Origin of the sequence: Kitasatospora purpeofusca, assembly GCF_042691725.1 — a bacterium.
GTDB classification, from domain to species: Bacteria; Actinomycetota; Actinomycetes; order Streptomycetales; family Streptomycetaceae; genus Kitasatospora; species Kitasatospora purpeofusca_B.
Map to the genome: position 1 here is coordinate 4272791 of NZ_CP170483.1, position 17300 is coordinate 4290090.

The following is a 17300-nucleotide window of genomic DNA, read 5'->3' on the forward strand; positions in this document are numbered from 1 at the left end:
TCCGTGACGGATTCGCCCGCCGCCCGCCGTCCGTACCTTTTCGACCAGCGGGAACGGCCCGCCAACCGCCGTACCGGACAAGGGAGAAGACGATGAACGCCACCCAGCCGAACGAACTCCAGTCGAACGAACTCCGGCCGACCGAGCTCCAGCAGCTCGCCGCCCGCTACCTCGCCGCCTGGAACGAGACCGACCCGGTCGCCCGCCGGAAGCTGATCGACGACGCCTGGGCCGAGGACGGCCGCTACACCGACCCGCTGGCCGCCGTCACCGGCCGCGAGGGCGTCGACGCGCTGATCGGCGCCGCCCAGGCGCAGTTCCCCGGCCTGGTGTTCACCCTCGGCCCGGTCGACGCCCACCACGACATCGCCCGTTTCACGTGGAACCTCGGCCCGGCCGGCGAGGAGCCGCTGGTCATCGGCTTCGACGTGCTGGTCGCCGACGCGGAGGGCCGGATCGCCTCGGTGCACGGCTTCCTCGACCGCGTCCCGGGCGCCTGAGCCGGCACCACCCCGACCGACCGCCGGGGCGGGCGACGCCGGCGCCCGCCCCGCTCCACCGCCCCTGAGGAGACGCCGAGTTGTCCAGCACGCTCACCGCCCGCCCGAGCGCCTCCGGCACCGCCGGCGCGCCCGTCCCGCGCGGCCTGCTGCCGGTCCTCCTGACCGCGACCTTCATGACCGCTCTCGACGTCTTCGTCGTCAACGTCGCCATACCCTCCCTCCAGACCGATCTGAGCGCCGGACCGGCCGCCGTCCAGTGGGTGGTCGCCGGCTTCGGCCTCGCCCTCGCCGCCGGACTGATCACCGCCGGCCGGCTCGGCGACCGCTACGGCCGGCGCCGGATGTTCGGGCTCGGCCTGGCCCTGTTCACCCTGGCCTCGGCGGCCTGCGGCCTGGCCCCGACGGCGGGCGCGCTGGTCGCCGCCCGGGCCGCCCAGGGACTGGCCGCAGCGCTGACGAGCCCGCAGGTGCTGGCGATCCTGAGAACGGCGTACAGCGGCGCGGCGCAGGCCCGGGCGTTCGCGATGTACGGGCTGACCATGGGGCTCGGCGCCGTCTTCGGACAGCTGATCGGCGGGGTGCTGATCCACGCCGACCTGTTCGGCCTGGGCTGGCGCAGCTGCTTCCTGCTCAACCTGCCGGTCGGCCTGGCCGCCCTGGCGCTGGTGCGGCGCTGCCTGCCCGAGTCGCGGGCCCCGCACCGCCCGGGCCTGGACCCGGTGGGCGTCGCGCTGGTCACCGTCGCGCTGACCGGGCTGGTGCTGCCGCTGATCCAGGGCCCCGGGGCCGGCTGGCCGCTGTGGACCTGGCTCTGCCTGGGCACCTCGGCCGTGCTGCTCACGGTCTTCGCCGTCCAGCAGCACCGCAGCGGCCGGGCGGGCGGCGCGCCGCTGGTCGACACCCGGCTGTTCGCCGACCGCGCGTTCACCACCGGCCTGCTCGCGCAGCTGGCCTTCTCGCTCGGCCAGGCGTCGTTCTTCCTGGTGCTGGCCCTGTACCTGCAGCCCGGCCGCGGGCTGGACGCGCTCGGCGCGGGCCTGGTCTTCACCGCGATCGGCCTCGGCTACCTGGTGACCTCCACCGTCGCGCACCGGGTCGCCGCCCGGCTGGACCGGCAGACGATCGCGCTCGGCGGGCTGCTGATGGCCGCGGGGCTGGGCCTGCTGGGCCTCGCGGTGCACGCCGCCGGCCCCACCGACAGCGTCTGGTGGCTGGCGCCCGGCCTGTTCGTGGACGGGCTCGGCATGGGCCTGGTGATCGCCCCGGTGACGTCCCTGGTGCTGGCGGGGGTCGAACCGCGGCTGGCCGGCTCGGCGGCGGGCCTGGTGGCCACCGTCCAGCAGGTGGCGGGGGCGCTCGGGGTCGCGCTGATCGGCATCCTCTCCTACGGCGCCGATGACCCGGCCTCCGCGTTCGGGCGCAGCCTCGCGGCGCTGGCGGTGCTGGAGCTGCTGCTGGCGGGCCTGGTCCAGCTGCTGCCGCGCCGCACACGGTGAGCCGGCCGCCGGGCCGGGGGAAGGGGGGAGGGCCGGGGCGCGGTCCTCCCGCTTCTGTTCCGTCCGCCCGTTCCGTTTCGCCCGCCCACCCGTTCCGTTTCGCCCGCCCGTTCCGTTTCCTCCCCCCGATCGGGTTGGATGGGTGGATGAGCGAGGAGAAGAGCGCCGTGCCGGCGTGGGAGCAGCGGTTCAGGGCGGCCCGGGTCTCCCTGCCGGACTGGGCGGAGGACGCCCCCGAGCGGGCGCTGTACGTGTCCAACGCCAGCGGCACCTACGAGGTCTACGCCTGGGACCGCGTCACCGACACCCACCGGCGGGTCACCGACCGCCCCAACGGCACCACCGACGCCGAGCTGTCCCCCGACGGCGAGTGGATCTGGTGGTTCGACGACAACGACGGCGACGAGTTCGGCATCTGGCGCCGCCGGCCGTTCGCGGCCCGCCCCGAGGGCGCCGACGGCCCGACCGGACCCGACGAGGAGGCCGTCCCCGGCCTCGCCCCGTCCTACGAAGCGGGTCTCGCCCTGGGCCGGGACGGCACCGTGGTGGTCGGCCGCTCCACCGACGAGGGCGGCACCACCCTGCACCTGCGCCGCCCCGGCGCGGACCGGGCCGTCGAGATCTACCGGCACGCCGAGTACGGCGGCGTCGGCGACCTGAGCCACGACAGCACCCTGCTGGCCATCGACCACACCGAGCACGGCGACGCCATGCACGGGGCGATCCGCGTCGTGCGGCTGCCCGTCGACGGCGACGCTGTCTCCACCGTGGCCGAACTGGACGAGGTGACCGGCTGCGACGAGCCGCGCGGGGTGGCCTGCCTGGGCTTCGCGCCGCTCGACGGCGACACCCGGCTGCTGGTCGCCCACCAGCGCACCGGCCGCTGGGAGCCGATGATCTGGGACGTCGCGACCGGCGTGGAGACGGCGCTGGTGCTCCGCGACGAGCAGGGCCGCGAGCTGCCGGGCGATCTCTCCGCCCAGTGGCGGCCCGACGCCCGGTCGCTGCTGATCGAGCACGAGTACGAGGCGCGCAGCGAGCTGTTCTCGTACGCGCTGGGCGAGGGTGTGCTCACCCGCCTGGAGACCCCGCGCGGCACCGTCGGCGGCGCCACCCCGCGGCCGGACGGCACCGTGGAGTTCCTCTGGTCCTCCGCCGCCGAGCCGTCCGCCGTGCGCTCCACCGCCGGCACCGTGGTGCTGCGCGCGCCCGGCGCCGTCCCGCCCGGCTCGGTGCCGGTCGAGGACGTGTGGGTGGACGGGCCCGGCGGGCGGGTGCACGCGCTGGTCCAGCGGCCGGCCGGGGCGGGCGACGGGCCGTTCCCGACCGTGTTCGAGGTCCACGGCGGCCCGACCCACCACGACAGCGACTCCTTCGCCGCCGGCCCGGCCGCCTGGCTGGACCACGGCTTCGCGGTGGTCCGGGTCAACTACCGCGGCTCCACCGGCTACGGCCAGGCCTGGACGGACGCGCTGCGCGAGCGGGTCGGGCTGATCGAGCTGGAGGACATCGCCGCCGTGCGCGAGTGGGCGGTGGCGAGCGGGCTGGCCGACCCGGCGCGGCTGGTGCTGTCCGGCGGCTCCTGGGGCGGCTACCTCACGCTGCTCGGGCTCGGGACGCAGCCGGAGCTGTGGAGCCTCGGCATCGCCGCCGTGCCCGTCGCGGACTACCTGACGGCGTACGGCGACGAGATGGAGGCGCTGAAGGCGATCGACCGCACGCTCTTCGGCGGCACGCCGGAGGAGGTGCCCGAGCGCTGGACGGCGTCCTCGCCGCTGACGTACGTCGAGCAGGTGCGGGTGCCGGTGTACATCAGTGCCGGGGTGAACGATCCGCGCTGCCCGATCCAGCAGATCGACAACTACGTCGAGCGGCTGGAGCAGCTCGGCAAGCCGCACGAGGTGTACCGGTACGACGCCGGGCACGGGTCGCTGGTCGTGGACGAGCGGATCAAGCAACTGCGGCTGGAGATCGAATTCGTCCGGCGGCACCTCGGCGGCGCGGCGGTGGGCGAGAATCGGGCGGGCACGGAGAAGTAGGGGACGCAGGGAAACGGGGGGGTACGGGTGAGACGCCTGTTGACGATCGCGGGGGTGGGGGTGGCCGGGGTGCTGGTGCTCACCGGCTGCTCGGGTTCCGACGGTGGCGGCGGTGGCGGTGGGAGCGCGGCTTGTCCGCCGGCTTCCTCGCCGTCGTCCTCGCCGTCGTCCTCGTCGTCGCCGCCGCCATCGTTGCCCACGGCCACTTCCACGGTGGTGAAGGCGGCGTTCCGCACCGCGCCGGTGGCGGGCGGGGAGGACGACGGTGTGGTGGTGCTCGCCAAGTCTTCGGGCTCGAAGGGGTCGTCGTCATCGGGCTCGAAAGGGTCCAAGGGCTCCAAGAGCGGCCGCACGACCCGGCACCACACCGACACGTACAACAGCAACGGCGGCAGCAACAACAGTGGCCGCAAGTGCGACAACCCTCCGCCGACCGCCTCGCCGTCGGCCGGTACGCCATCGGCCGGTGCGCCGTCGCCCGTGGTGCCGGCACCGGCCGTTCCCTCCGTACCGGCCAAGCCGGCCGTGCCACCGGTGCCACCGGTGAAGCCGTCCCGCTGATCAGCGGGACGGCAGTCCGGCGTCAGTCCAGGACCGGGTCCAGTCCGAGGGCCCGGTCCTGCTCCGCCTCCGCCTCGCGGCGCATCAGGCGGAACCACATGAAGACCACGAAGCCGCCGAAGACGAACCACTCCAGCGTGTAGCCGAGGTTCTGGAACGCGCGCAGGGAGAGGCCGTCGCCGCCCTGCGGCTGCACGGTGGGGACGGGCGTGAGGCCGTCCGGCGCGGTGTCGGCGGACACCCAGCCGTCGTACCAGCCGTCCAGCGCGAGCTTGTTGACGAGCGCGGCCCGGTTGATCGTGCCGAGCTGCCCGTCCGGGAGGCCGCCGGCCACGGCGCCGCCGCTGCCGCTGGTCTCGCCGGCCTGGAGGCGGCCGGTCACGGTCACCTCGCCGGCCGGTGCGGCCGCCGCCGGGCTGTCGGCGACGGCCGCGCCGACCGGGGGTGCGCCGGCGGCCCAACCGCGGACGACCGCGGCGGTCCGGCCGTCGGCGGTGCGCAGCGGGGTGAGCACGTAGTAGCCCTGCTTGCCGTCCAGCACGCGGTTGGGGACGAGCAGCTGGTGTTCCTGGTCGAAGGTGCCGGTGACCGTCACGGTGCGGCCGACGGTGTCGGTGGTGACCTGCGGGCGGTCGGCGGCGAGCAGTTCGCCGAGCGGCCGGGGGGCGCCGCCGTCGGCCACCGCCCGGCTGATCTCCTTGTGCGAGGAGACCCGGTCCTCGAAGCGGCCGAGCTGCCAGGAGCCGAGCCAGACGCACACCGCGACGGCCGCCACGGCCAACGCGGTGCCGCTCAGCCAGCGCGGAGTGAGGAGGAACCGGTACACACCCCCCACGGTAACCACTCCTCACACCCCGCCCGCCCCCAGGGCCCCCGCGCGCCCTCCACGCCTGCCTCCTGCCCTCGGGGAATATGCAGACCGGTCTACCTAGTTTGCCGACCTCGCCGACGTCTCCGGAGTGGGAAGTCGGACCCGCCGACTTCCCACTCCCGCCGAGCTGGCCCACGCCTCACGCGGATCCTTGAATATGCCGACCGGTCTACATACTCCGGCTGGCATCAGTAGACCGGTCTACATAATCTGCCCCGCCCCGCGCACACACCGCGCACCGCGCACCTTTGGAGCAGGAAGTCGACCCCGCCGACTTTCCACTCCCGCCAGCCCAACGCCCGCTCCCCGGCTCGCTCCCCGGCCCCGCCCGAGCACCAAAATATGCCGACCGGTCTACATACTCTGCCCGCCCGCCCCACCCGGAGCAGGAAGTCGGACCGGCCGACTTCCTGCGCACATACGCGGCGCACACCAACAAGCCGCCCTGACGGCAGGCACCCCGACGCGGGCACACCGCGCGCCGGCGAGAGCACCGCGCGCGCCGGCACGGCAGCACCCAGCACCCCGCACCCCGGCGCGGCAGCGCCCGCGCCGACACCCCGGCCCCGCCCGCAGGTCACCCCGCCGACGGCGAGGTGCTGGGGGCGGGGGCCGGGGTGTCGGCCGCGAGGAGCTGCGGCACCGTCCGGTAGACCGTGCCCGCGCAGGCGCCGGGCAGCACGGTGCTCGCGGCGGCCGGGTTGCCCGGGGCCGGGGTGTACGCCAGGGTGACGCTCGCCGAGGGCTTGCTCGGGCCGGGTGCCGAGGTGGCCGACGGGCTCGGCGCCCCAGTGGGCGCGCCCGTCGTCGTGGTCGGCCGCGGCTGTGCGGTCGGCTCCCCGGTGGGCTCGGCCGCCGGAGCCGCCCCCGGCACCCCGCCGGTGCCGCCCGCCGCCGTCCCGGCTCCGCCCGGCTGGGTCCCGCCCGCCGAACCGCCGTCCACGCCCGCCGAACCCACCGAGCCCCCACCCGTCCCCGCACCACCCGCGCTCCCACCGGAGCCGGAAACGGCTCCGGACCCGGCTCCGGAGCCGGAAACGGACCCCGACCCGCCACCGCCGCCCGCACCCGGCAGTGAGCCCGAGCCCGTCCCCGGTCCGCCGCTCGCAGTACCGGGACCGGCCGCGCTGCCCCCCGTCGTACCACCGCCGCCGGACGTACCCGGCTGCCCGCTGCCGGCGGACGCGCTCGGCGAGGCCGTGCCGCCGGGGACGGAGCAGCCGCCCTGGTCCGGGACCCAGGCGAAGTCCACCCGGTACCCGGCCCGGGGCTGGAGGACGAGACCGTCGCTCCCCGCGTCCTTGCCGGCCGCGGGCCCGGACGAGGCCCCGGGTGCGGGCAGGTCGGTCGCCGGGTCACCGGCGGTATGAAAGGCGATCCGGATGCGGCCGGTGTCCGCCGCCGCGGCACCGGTGACGGTGACCGACCCGGGACCGCCCAGCTGGCAGCTGCGCCCGGAGACGTTGGTCACCGTGAAGTAGCCGTAGATCCGCCCGTCGGCGTCCGCGGCGCCGAGGCGTGCGGCGCCCTGCCCGAGGTCGGAGCGCGTGCACAGCGCCACCGCCGGGACGCTGTTCCCTCCGGTGGTGGTGGCGGTCGGGGCGGAGGTGCCCTGCGCGGGCCGGCTGGTGCTCGGGCCGACGCCGCTCGGCGAGCCGTCGGCGGTGCCGGACGGACTGCCGGGGACGGCCGGCGCCCCGGTGCCGGAGGCCGGCGGCAGGTCGGGCGCACCGGTGGTGCCGGAGGCGGTGCCCGCGACGGTCGCGGAGGCGTTGCCGCTCGCGGCACCGGCCGAGCCGGGGCCGCCGGACAGGCCGAGGTGGTCCGCGGTGTGCAGGGCCGGCAGCAGGAACGAGGCGGCCGCGGCCACCGCGGCGACGCCCGTCCAGGCCCCGCGCCGAACGGCCCGTCTGCGCGGCACCGCCCGCCGGATGTACTGCAGGCTGCCGGGTACGGGCTGCACCTCGGCCACGGCCCGCTGCATCAGCTCCCGGACCAGCCGCTCCTCGCGCTCACCGGACTCCTCCCCGCCGAGCGGGGCCGCCGACTCGAACGGAGCTCCCCCGCCCGCACCCGCACCCGCACCCGCACCCGCACCCGCACCCGCACGATCGTTCTCAGCCATGCCCGGCCTCCATCTGGACCCGCAGTGCGGCGAGCCCTCGTGAGCCGTACGCCTTCACCGAACCGAGCGAGATGCCCAGGGTCTCCGCCACCTGGGCCTCCGTCATGTCCAGGAAGTAGCGCAGCACGAGAACCTCCCGCTGACGGCGTTGCAGACCCCGCAGCGCGACTTTCAACTGGTCACGCTCCAGCGCATCGTAGGCGCCTTCCTCTGCACTGGCCATGTCAGGCATCGGCTTCTGCAGCAACCGCAGCCCGAGGATCCTGCGCCGCAGCGTCGAGCGGGACAGGTTGACCACGGTCTGCCGCAGGTAGGCCAGCGTCTTCTCGGGTTCACGCACCCGCCGCCGGGCCGCGTGCACCCGGATGAAGGCCTCCTGGACGACGTCCTCGCAGCTCGACAGGTCGTCGAGGAGCAGCGCGGCCAGTCTCAGCAGAGATCGGTAGTGCGCCTGATAGGTCTCGGTGAGCAGGTCCTCGCTGGTCCCGGCGGCGGTGCCGGCGTTACCGGCGCCGGAGTCCGCGGCGCCGGGTGCGACTGCCGTCATCTGGTTATCTTCCGGCCTATCCGCAGGCCACTGGACACGCGACGGAAACGTCACCGCGGCTACCGCCGAGATGCCCGTCCCTGCCCCCACCATCACGTTCGCCACGCCCGTTGGACACTCGATCCCCTGTCATGGTTGCCCAGCCCGGCGGACATTCTTCCGCATGGACGGAAGGGCCCTCCAGAGGATCCGGCGAGGATTCCTCGCACAGTCGGCGAACATCCCGCGCAGAGGCCGGGGCACCGCCCCCACACCCCGTCCGGAACGGGCCACCCGGGGCGTGCGGCAGCCCTACGCCTCGTCGTCGTCGGCCGCCGGATCGTCGGCCACCGGCTCCGCAGCGACCGACTCCGCAGCGACCGACTCGGCCACCAACTCCGCGGCCACCAGCTCCGCGATCTGAAGCGCGTTCAACGCCGCACCCCGACGCAGGTTGTCCCCGCAGAGGAAGAGGTCCAGCGCGTTCGGATCGTCCAGCGCCCGCCGCAGCCGCCCCGCCCACACCGGGTCCGTCCCGACCGCGTCGTTCGGCGTGGGGAACTCCCCCGCCGCCGGGTCGTCGTACAACACCACCCCGGGGGCCTCCGCCAGGAGTTCCCGGGCGTGCTCCTGGGTGACCTCGCGCTCGAACACCGCGTGCACGGCGAGCGCGTGGGTGCGCACCACCGGGATCCGCACACAGGTGGCGGAGACCTTCAGCCGGGGCAGGCCGAGGATCTTGCGGGACTCGTCGCGCACCGTGCGCTCCTCGGACGACCAGCCGCCGTCCGTCAGCACGCCGGTCCACGGCACCGCGTTGAGCGCGAGCGGGGCCGCGAACGGCCCGTGGTCGGCGATCACCGCGCGCAGGTCGCCGGTCTGCTCGCCGACGTCGGTGCCGGCCACCTGGGCGAGCTGGGTGCGCAGCGCGTCCGCACCGGCCCGGCCGAGCCCGGAGGCGGCCTGGTAGGAGGCGACGACCAGCGACTCCAGCCCGTACTCGGCGTGCAGCGCGCCGATCGCCGCGATCATGGTCAGGGTGGTGGAGTCGGGGCTCGCCACGATGCCGCGCGAGCGCATCCGGGCGGCTGCCGCGTTGACCTCGGGCACCACCAGCGGAACGGCGTCGTCCAGCCGGAACGCGCCGGAGTTGTCGACCACCACGACGCCCTTGGCGGCCGCGATCGGCGCCCAGCGGGCGGCGACCTCCTCGGGGACGTCGAACAGCGCGACGTCGATCCCCTCGAAGACCTCCTCGCCGAGCGGGAGCACCTCGACGGACTCCCCGCGCACGACCGCCTTGCGGCCGGCCGAGCGCGGGGAGGCGACGAGTCGGATCTCGCCCCAGACGTCCTGGCGGAGGGAGAGCAGGCCGAGGAGCACCTCGCCGACCGCGCCGGTGGCGCCGACGACGACGAGGTTCGGCCGCCGGGTCATCGCCCGGTGCCTCCGTAGACGACGGCCTCGTCCGTCTCACTGTCCAGCCCGAAGGCGCTGTGGACGGCCTGGACGGCCGCGTTGACGTCCTCGGCGCGGGTGACCACCGAGATGCGGATCTCCGAGGTGGAGATCAGCTCGATGTTGACGCCGGCCGCGGACAGCGCCTCGAAGAAGGTCGCGGTGACGCCCGGGTTGGAGCGCATGCCCGCGCCGACCAGCGAGATCTTGCCGATCGCGTCGTCGTAGCGGAGCGACTCGTAGCCGATGCCCTCCCTGACCCGGTCGAGCGCGTCGATGGCCTTCTGGCCCTCGGTCTTCGGCAGGGTGAAGGAGATGTCCGTCAGGCCGGTCGACGCCGCCGAGACGTTCTGCACGACCATGTCGATGTTGATCTCGGCGTCGGCAATGGCACGGAAGATGCGCGCCGCCTCGCCCGGCTTGTCTGGGACGCCGACGACCGTGACCTTCGCCTCGGACGTGTCATGGGCGACTCCGGAGATGATGGCCTGCTCCATCTCGCCCCCTTCGGGCTGGTTCGGGTTGTCGTTGCTGACGATCGTCCCGGGGAGGCCCGAGAAGGACGAGCGTACGTGAATCGGGATGTTGTAGCGGCGCGCGTACTCCACACAGCGGTCGAGCAGCACCTTGGATCCGGACGAGGCCAGCTCCAGCATGTCCTCGTACGCGATCCAGTCGATCTTGCGGGCCTTCTTCACCACGCGCGGGTCGGCGGTGAACACGCCGTCCACGTCGGTGTAGATCTCGCAGACCTCCGCCTTGAGGGCGGCGGCGAGGGCGACGGCGGTGGTGTCCGAGCCGCCCCGGCCGAGCGTGGTGATGTCCTTGCTCGTCTGCGAGACGCCCTGGAAGCCGGCCACGATCGCGATGTTGCCCTCGTCCAGGGCGGTGCGGATGCGGCCCGGCGTCACGTCGATGATGCGCGCCTTGTTGTGGACGGAGTCGGTGATGACACCGGCCTGGCTGCCTGTGAACGACTGCGCCTCGTGGCCCAGGGATTTGATCGCCATGGCCAGCAGCGCCATGGAGATGCGCTCTCCAGCGGTCAGCAGCATGTCGAACTCGCGGCCGGCGGGGAGAGGTGACACCTTCTCCGCGAGTTCGATGAGCTCGTCCGTCGTGTCGCCCATCGCGGACACCACGACGACGACCTCATGGCCGGCCTTCTTGGCATCAACGATTCGACGGGCCACGCGCTTGATGCCCTCGGCATCCGCAACGGATGAGCCGCCGTACTTCTGCACGACAAGGCCCACGTGCGCTCCTCGACTTGTGTCGTCTTCGGGGGCGATCGGCCCCCGCACCCCCGGGTCGCGGGGGCAGTGCGGTCGGCGCCAGTTTACCGAGCGAGGGCTCTGCGACCTCCGCTTTCCATATGATGAGACACACGTTTCGGCAGGTGAGAGGGGGTGCGGGCGGCGCCACCGGCAGGTCCTGCTGGCGGGCCCCCGCCGTTCCGGAGAATCGGCGGACGAACCGACGGACGCCCCGGGGTTTTCCTCCCCGTGCGGGAGAGTGAGGCCTCCGTCACACTTCGCGGCGCACTCGCCGGCCCACCGCCTCCGGGTCCTACCGCCCGAGGCCCAGCTCCGCCGCCATCAGGTCACCGGCCTGCTGCTCCAGCTGCTCGTCGGTGAGCCCGTCGTTGTCGGTGTCCGCGCCGTCCGGCGCCGCCCCGATCGGGCTGTCCAGCCGGACGTGGGCGATCAGCGACTGCAGCGCCCGCAGGACGGCCGTGCAGGTGGTGCCCCAGTTGGACAGGTACGAGAACTGCCACCACCAGAGCGCCTCGCTGACCCGGCCCTCGCGGTAGTGCGTGAGCCCGTGCTGCAGCTCGCCCACCACCCCGGCCAGGTCGTCCGAGATCCGGAAGGCGTTCGGCTTCTCCGGCGGCCCGTACGGGTCGAAGACCTCGTGGTAGACGTCGATCGGCGCGAGCAGCTCGGCCAGCCGCTCGCGCAGCTGCTCGCCGTCCGGCTCCGGCCCGGCGTCGGGCTCGAAGCGGTCCTCGGGGACGACGTCCTCGATGGCGCCCAGCCGGCCCCCGGCCAGCAGCAGCTGCGACACCTCCAGCAGGAGGAGCGAGACGGCGCTGCCGGGCTCGTCGCCCTTGGCGACCTCGGTCACCGAGAGCACGAAACTCTCCACCGAGTCCGCGATCTGCACCGCGAAGTCGTCCGGCTCCGAGCCGTGCCCGTGCGTGTGCGGGGCCTGCGGCGCCGGTGGGACGTGCGGGGCGTCGTCCTGGGCGGTGCGCCGGTCCTGCTCCGGTCCGGCCTGGTGGGGCGTGTGGGGCTGCTGGTTGATCGTCCGGTCAGACATCGAGCAGTCGTCTCCCTTCGAAGGCACGGCCGAGCGTGACCTCGTCCGCGTACTCCAGATCCCCGCCGACGGGCAGACCGCTCGCCAGGCGGGTCACCTTCAGGCCCATCGGCTTGCAAAGCCGGGCCAGGTAGGTGGCGGTCGCCTCCCCCTCCAGATTGGGGTCGGTGGCCAGGATCAGCTCGGCGACCGTGCCGTCCGCGAGCCGCGCCAGCAGCTCCCGGATCCGCAGGTCGTCCGGGCCCACGCCCTCGATCGGGCTGATCGCGCCGCCCAGCACGTGGTAGCGGCCGCGGAACTCCCGGGTGCGCTCGATGGCGACGACGTCCTTGGGCTCCTCGACCACGCAGATGACACCGAGGTCACGGCGCGGGTCGAGGCAGACCCGGCACCGCTCGGCCTCCGCGACGTTGCCGCAGACGGCGCAGAACCGGACCTTGTCCTTGACCTCCAGCAGCGCGTGCGCCAGCCGGCGGACGTCGACGGGGTCGGCCTGCAGGACGTGGAAGGCGATCCGCTGCGCGCTCTTGGGCCCGACGCCGGGCAGCCTGCCCAGTTCGTCGATCAGGTCCTGAACCACGCCCTCGTACAACGTCGCGCCTTCCCTCGGGTTGGACCGGTGGCACCCGCACGGGGTGCTCCGGTGCCATCATCCAACGAATCGGACGCCGGGCACACCGCCCGACGCCCGACTCCCGCATAAATCACACAGGTCCATTGCCTGAACTCCGGACCGTCACGGCCCGGCGTCCCCCGAACCGTCCCACCGCGCTCAGAACGGCAGGCCGGGGATCCCGCCGCCCAGGCCCTGGGTCAGCGGGCCCATCCGCTCGGCCTGCATCTTCTGCGCGGTCTGGTTGGCGTCCCGGACGGCCGCCAGCACCAGGTCCGCCAGCGTCTCGGTGTCCTCCGGGTCCACGGCGGCCGGGGCGATGGTCAGCGCCACCAGCTCCCCGGCACCGGTCACCGTCGCCTCGACGAGGCCACCGCCCGCCGAACCGGTCACCTTCGCCTCGGCCAGCTCCTGCTGCGCCTGGGCGAGGTCCTGCTGCATCTTCTGCGCCTGCTTGAGCAGCGCCTGCATGTTGGGCTGGCCACCACCGGGAAACACGGCTCACTCCTTGCGTTCGGTCTGCGCCTGGTGCGTCTTCTGATACGTCCTCGACGAGCCTACGTGCTGGTCAGTTCCCACCGTGCCGGATCTCCTCCAGCACCGTGGCGCCCAGCTCGCGGATGATCAGCTCCTGGCCGGAGAACGCCTCCTCGTTGAGATCGGGGTCGTCCTCCTCCGGGATGTCGTCCTCCGGGGCCACCGCCCGCACGGGGCGCGCCGGGGCCGCCGGGGGCGGAGCCTGGACGGGCGGGGGCACCGGTGCGGCCGGCGCCGCCTGCGGCTGCGGCGGCTGTTGCTGCTGCTGCTGCGGTGCGGGCACCGCGACGGGCACCGGAGCGGCGGGCTGCACCGGGGGCGCGGACGCCGCCGGACGCGCCGGCGGAGCACCCCAGCCGCCCCCGCCGGCGCCGCCCCCGCCGGCGCCGCTCCCACCGCCGGCACCGCCTCCCGACCCGCCCGACGGGTCCACGATGCACTCGACCCGCCAGTCCACACCCAGCGCGTCCGCCAGCGCGGACCGCAGCACGTCGTCGCTGTTGCTGCTGACGAAGCTGTCGCGGGCGCCCGCGTTGATGAACGAGACCTGGAGCACACTGCCGTCGAACCCGGCCACCTGGCCGTTCTGGCTGAGCAGGATCCAGGTGAACCGGCGCCGGTTCTTCACCGCCTCCAGGATCTGCGGCCACAGCTGCCGCACCTGCGCCGCACCCTGCTGCGCCGCCGCCGACGGCTGCCCGCCGGGCGCCGCGGCCGGAACGGTCGCGACGACGGGGGCGGGGGCGGGGGCCTGCACGGGCGCGGGCGCCGCGACGGGGGCGGGGGCCGCCGGTGCGGGCGCGGCCTCGGCCGGCTGCCCGGCCGGCGGGAAGCTCCGCTTGATGGGCCAGGCCCCGGGCGCCGGCCCGGACGGCTGCGCGGGCGCGGGGGCAGGGGCGGGGGCAGGCTGCACGGGAGCCGCCTGCGGCGCCGACTGCTGCACCTGCGGCATCACCGCCGGAGCCGCTGCCGGAGCGACCGCTGCCTGAGCGGCCGCTGCCGCCGGGCCACCGGCCATCCCCCCGACCATGCCGCCGGCCATCCCACCGGCCGCAGCCCTGCGCTCCAGCTTGTCCAACCGCGCCTGCAACGACAGCTCGTCGCTGTACGCGCCCGGCAGCATCACCCGGGCACAGATCAGCTCCAGCTGCAGCCGGGGCGCCGCGTTGCCGCGCATCTCCGTCAACCCGGTATTGACGATGTCCGCCGCCCGGCTCAGCTCGGCCGCCCCGAAGGCGTCCGCCTGCGCCTGCATCACCGCGACCCGGTCCGCCGGGGCGTCGATCAGCCCCTTCTCCCCCGCGTCCGGCACTGTGGCGAGGATCACCAGGTCGCGCAGCCTCTCCAGCAGGTCCGTGACGAACCGCCGCGGATCGTGCCCGCCCTCGACCACCCGGTCGATCACCTGGAACACCGTCGCCCCGTCGTGCGCGGAGAACGCGTCCACCACCTCGTCCAGCAGCGCCGAGTCCGTGTACCCGAGCAGCGCGGTGGCCATCTGGTACGTGACCCCGCCCTCGCCCGCACCGGCCAGCAGCTGGTCCATCACCGACATCGAGTCACGCACCGACCCGGCACCGGCCCGCACCACCAGCGGGAACACGGAGTCCTCGACCTGGATCCCCTCCCGGCCGCACACCTCCGCGAGGTAGTCGCGCAGCGTGCCGGGCGGCACCAGCCGGAACGGGTAGTGGTGCGTCCGGGACCGGATCGTCCCGATCACCTTCTCCGGCTCGGTGGTCGCGAAGATGAACTTGAGGTGCTCCGGCGGCTCCTCCACCACCTTCAGCAGCGCGTTGAAGCCGGCCGAGGTCACCATGTGCGCCTCGTCCAGGATGAAGATCTTGTACCGGCTGTGCACCGGCGCGAAGAACGCCCGCTCACGCAGCTCGCGCGCGTCGTCCACACCACCGTGCGAGGCCGCGTCGATCTCGATCACGTCGATCGACCCGGGCCCGCCCGTGGCGAGGTCCCGGCAGGACAGGCACTCGCCGCACGGCGTCGGCGTCGGCCCCTGCTCGCAGTTCAGACAGCGGGCCAGGATGCGCGCACTCGTCGTCTTGCCGCAGCCGCGCGGGCCGCTGAACAGGTAGGCGTGGTTGACCCTGTTGTTGCGCAGGGCCTGCTGGAGCGGAGCGGTCACGTGCTCCTGCCCGATGACCTCCGCGAAGGTCTCGGGGCGGTAGCGGCGGTACAGGGCTAGGGACACACCCCCGACGATATCGGGACGGACCGACAAACGCGGCCTCCCCCGGTCCCGGCCCGGGAACGAAAAGACCCCCCGTGCACCCGCCAGAGCCCTCCTACCCTTGCTGCCTTCCGGCCCTGGGGGGGTTCAGAGAGATAACGCCACACGAGGGGCTGACCCCCACAGTACCGGATCCCGGCCCCACCCCTCCACCACCACCCCACCCCCGGATCCGCAGGCCACCCCCACCCCTCGCCTACGAGATACGTGGTCGCGAGCACCCCTGAACATGTACTAAGCTCTCCCTCGGAGGATTCGCCTAGAGGCCTAGGGCGCACGCTTGGAAAGCGTGTTGGGGGCAACCCCTCACGAGTTCGAATCTCGTATCCTCCGCCTTCGCCCGCCAGGGCAAACGTCGGCCCGGACCGCTCAGCGGTCCGGGCCTTCGTCGTCTCGTGGTCTCAGTTTTGGTCTCAGTCGCCAGCTGGATCCATCCGACTGGCTCCGGCGCCACGACGGAGTAGCCGCGGCGAGTCCAGCAGATCCACCCCCTGGCGCGCCCTCGCCGCCGCTACCGCTGGCCAACTCCACCAGCTTCACGATCAGGGCCGTAGCGACTGTTCGATGTGACCGGAAAATTGTTAGGTGCGTTAAGGGGGGACCCGCCTAGCATCTGTGCATGACCTCAGATGACGCCGCGCAGCCGTGCCCGATGCCCAACGCCCATCGGCGGCTGATGGATTGCCACGCCCAGTGGCACCGGCTGCATGAGGTGTACTTCGACCCGCACGAGTTCAGGTTGACCATGAACTCGTTGGTCCAGAACCTGCGGAATGTGACATGGCTGCTGCAAAAGCAGAAGGCTCAACTCGTCGGCTTCGATGAGTGGTACCTGCGGTTCCAGCAGAGCTCCGGCAGCAATGAGATCATGCGGTGGATCGTGAAGTCGCGTAACCGCATCACGAAGGAGGCTGATCTGGAGCTTCTCAGTGAGCTTCAGGTCGTATGGCATCAAGACTGGCTTCAGCGCACCATTGGCACGTCATCGAAGTATCCGCCCAGGATGTCGATCCGAGAGATCACAAACGACGTCATGCGACGCTACCGGCCGCCCTTCGGGACCATGACTGTCAGGCGACGCTGGGTGGACAAGGCGCTGCCCGCGTGGGAACTCCTGGATGCGACGAGCGAGGCGTATACGCGACTCGAAGAGTTGCTCGCCGAAGGCCACTCGGCGGCTGCCGTGCCCATGTGCGACCTAGAGGCACATGACCGAGAGTGTGTGACGTCAAGCCTTCGGGCATCAGGCACGCGCCCGCACTGCATGGTGGATGCCAAGGACGACCTGGAGGCTCACTTCGACTTGGTGGAAGGTGTCGAGATTGAGTCCACCTCCTTGGTCATCGAGCGCGACGAAGAGCTGATCGCAAAATCCGTTGAGCGTTACGGTAGTCGGGCCGAGATTCCGACCAGCGGACCCATCGACGCCGTACCGGGGTTCATGGCGAATGCTCGACAGCTCATGGAGACGGACGGAGAGCACGGAACCTTCGTATTTCTTTACCGAGGGGACGCACTGATCAAAATGGGTGGGCTCCTCTTCTACAACCAGAACTCGAAGATCCTAGCCTTCGAGAAGCTGGCCAGTCAGGTGAAGGCGATGAACGCTGATGGAGTACTTGTAATCGCGGAGTCGTGGTTTGCGCGTCCCACCAAGAAGGAGGAAGAGCTGGGGACCGTATTCTTCCCGGCTCGGGACCGGCTGGATCGCATGGAAGCGCTGACGGTGTACGCGGCCACTCGCGACGGCAAGACGGCAGGGCAAATCTCGCTGGTCACGCGTGACGCCTCCGGGCGGGCAATCTGCGCAGAGCCAGATGACATGGACGACGCAGTGGTGAACACACTGGCCCCCATCCTCAGAATCTGGGCCGAGATGGACTCGTCGACGAACTGACGCTGCTGGCGAGAGAGCCATATCAGGATGGGCGTGGCCGCCCTGCTCCAGTTGCATATGCAATTGGAGCAGGGCGGCCACGGTCATTCATGCCTTATGGCCTG

The 17300-nt window shown here is 72.8% G+C and carries 14 protein-coding genes, 1 tRNA gene and 1 other RNA gene; 6 read left to right on the forward strand and 10 right to left on the reverse strand.

Annotated elements, in window-relative coordinates; genetic code table 11:
• The first annotated feature begins 92 nt into the window (after positions 1 to 92).
• From ACFCLZ_RS17970 to ACFCLZ_RS17985, 4 genes are all read left to right on the forward strand, one after another.
• Entirely contained in the window at positions 93 to 500 is a 408-nt protein-coding gene (locus ACFCLZ_RS17970; protein WP_380285922.1) for a nuclear transport factor 2 family protein, read from the forward strand.
• An 80-nt stretch (positions 501 to 580) separates the two neighbouring features.
• Entirely contained in the window at positions 581 to 1999 is a 1419-nt protein-coding gene (locus tag ACFCLZ_RS17975) for an MFS transporter (RefSeq protein ID WP_380285923.1), read from the forward strand.
• Between the two features lie 146 nt (positions 2000 to 2145).
• Complete coding sequence (locus ACFCLZ_RS17980; RefSeq protein WP_380285924.1) at positions 2146 to 4038, forward strand: prolyl oligopeptidase family serine peptidase; 1893 nt, start codon at positions 2146 to 2148, stop codon at positions 4036 to 4038.
• 39 nt (positions 4039 to 4077) lie between these two features.
• On the forward strand, positions 4078 to 4599 hold the full coding sequence (locus ACFCLZ_RS17985; RefSeq protein ID WP_380285925.1) for a hypothetical protein: 522 nt from the start codon (positions 4078 to 4080) through the stop codon (positions 4597 to 4599).
• A 22-nt stretch (positions 4600 to 4621) separates the two neighbouring features.
• On the opposite strand, the gene ACFCLZ_RS17990 is transcribed toward ACFCLZ_RS17985, so the two are convergent.
• The 10 genes from ACFCLZ_RS17990 to ffs form a co-directional block, all read right to left on the reverse strand.
• Positions 4622 to 5425 carry an SURF1 family protein gene (locus ACFCLZ_RS17990; protein WP_380285926.1) on the reverse strand — a complete coding sequence of 268 codons (804 nt, stop codon included), beginning with the start codon at positions 5423 to 5425 and terminating at the stop codon, positions 4622 to 4624.
• A gap of 622 nt (positions 5426 to 6047) precedes the next feature.
• Positions 6048 to 7595: a hypothetical protein gene (locus ACFCLZ_RS17995; RefSeq protein WP_380285927.1), complete on the reverse strand. Its 1548-nt coding sequence runs from the start codon at positions 7593 to 7595 to the stop codon at positions 6048 to 6050.
• The gene (locus ACFCLZ_RS18000) at positions 7588 to 8142 is read right to left on the reverse strand and encodes a SigE family RNA polymerase sigma factor (protein ID WP_380285928.1); all 555 of its coding nucleotides are present in this window, start codon (positions 8140 to 8142) and stop codon (positions 7588 to 7590) included. The genes ACFCLZ_RS17995 and ACFCLZ_RS18000 overlap by 8 nt, the downstream gene beginning before the upstream one ends.
• Before the next feature lie 291 nt (positions 8143 to 8433).
• Positions 8434 to 9558: an aspartate-semialdehyde dehydrogenase gene (locus ACFCLZ_RS18005; protein WP_380285929.1), complete on the reverse strand. Its 1125-nt coding sequence runs from the start codon at positions 9556 to 9558 to the stop codon at positions 8434 to 8436.
• Entirely contained in the window at positions 9555 to 10835 is a 1281-nt protein-coding gene (locus tag ACFCLZ_RS18010) for an aspartate kinase (RefSeq protein WP_380285930.1), read from the reverse strand. Before ACFCLZ_RS18010 ends, ACFCLZ_RS18005 begins: the two co-directional genes overlap by 4 nt.
• A gap of 313 nt (positions 10836 to 11148) precedes the next feature.
• Positions 11149 to 11901, reverse strand: coding sequence for a DUF5063 domain-containing protein (locus ACFCLZ_RS18015; protein ID WP_380285931.1), 753 nt, complete (start codon positions 11899 to 11901; stop codon positions 11149 to 11151).
• Positions 11894 to 12493 (reverse strand): recombination mediator RecR, encoded by a 600-nt coding sequence (recR, locus tag ACFCLZ_RS18020; RefSeq protein WP_380285932.1) that lies wholly within the window; start codon positions 12491 to 12493, stop codon positions 11894 to 11896. Before recR ends, ACFCLZ_RS18015 begins: the two co-directional genes overlap by 8 nt.
• Positions 12494 to 12673: 180 nt before the next feature.
• Positions 12674 to 13012, reverse strand: coding sequence for a YbaB/EbfC family nucleoid-associated protein (locus tag ACFCLZ_RS18025; protein ID WP_350558752.1), 339 nt, complete (start codon positions 13010 to 13012; stop codon positions 12674 to 12676).
• 70 nt (positions 13013 to 13082) lie between these two features.
• Positions 13083 to 15260 carry a DNA polymerase III subunit gamma and tau gene (locus tag ACFCLZ_RS18030; RefSeq protein ID WP_380285933.1) on the reverse strand — a complete coding sequence of 726 codons (2178 nt, stop codon included), beginning with the start codon at positions 15258 to 15260 and terminating at the stop codon, positions 13083 to 13085.
• Positions 15261 to 15320: 60 nt separating this feature from the next.
• Positions 15321 to 15417: signal recognition particle sRNA small type (gene ffs / locus ACFCLZ_RS18035), an RNA gene on the reverse strand.
• Positions 15418 to 15547: 130 nt separating this feature from the next.
• Between ffs and ACFCLZ_RS18040 the strand changes: the two genes are divergently transcribed.
• Together ACFCLZ_RS18040 and ACFCLZ_RS18045 are read left to right on the forward strand one after the other, a co-directional pair.
• Positions 15548 to 15632, forward strand: a tRNA-Ser gene (locus ACFCLZ_RS18040).
• A 286-nt stretch (positions 15633 to 15918) separates the two neighbouring features.
• The gene (locus ACFCLZ_RS18045) at positions 15919 to 17196 is read left to right on the forward strand and encodes a hypothetical protein (protein ID WP_380285935.1); all 1278 of its coding nucleotides are present in this window, start codon (positions 15919 to 15921) and stop codon (positions 17194 to 17196) included.
• Positions 17197 to 17300: the final 104 nt, after the last annotated feature.

Bases quoted from the DNA above. Each gene is read 5' to 3' on its own strand.
- ACFCLZ_RS17970 (WP_380285922.1), top strand. From the start codon at position 93: ATGAACGCCACCCAGCCGAACGAACTCCAGTCGAACGAACTCCGGCCG.
- ACFCLZ_RS17980 (WP_380285924.1), top strand. From the start codon at position 2,146: ATGAGCGAGGAGAAGAGCGCCGTGCCGGCGTGGGAGCAGCGGTTCAGG.
- ACFCLZ_RS17995 (WP_380285927.1), bottom strand. From the start codon at position 7,595: ATGGCTGAGAACGATCGTGCGGGTGCGGGTGCGGGTGCGGGTGCGGGT.
- ACFCLZ_RS18000 (WP_380285928.1), bottom strand. From the start codon at position 8,142: ATGACGGCAGTCGCACCCGGCGCCGCGGACTCCGGCGCCGGTAACGCC.
- ACFCLZ_RS18005 (WP_380285929.1), bottom strand. From the start codon at position 9,558: ATGACCCGGCGGCCGAACCTCGTCGTCGTCGGCGCCACCGGCGCGGTC.
- ACFCLZ_RS18015 (WP_380285931.1), bottom strand. From the start codon at position 11,901: ATGTCTGACCGGACGATCAACCAGCAGCCCCACACGCCCCACCAGGCC.
- ACFCLZ_RS18045 (WP_380285935.1), top strand. From the start codon at position 15,919: ATGACCTCAGATGACGCCGCGCAGCCGTGCCCGATGCCCAACGCCCAT.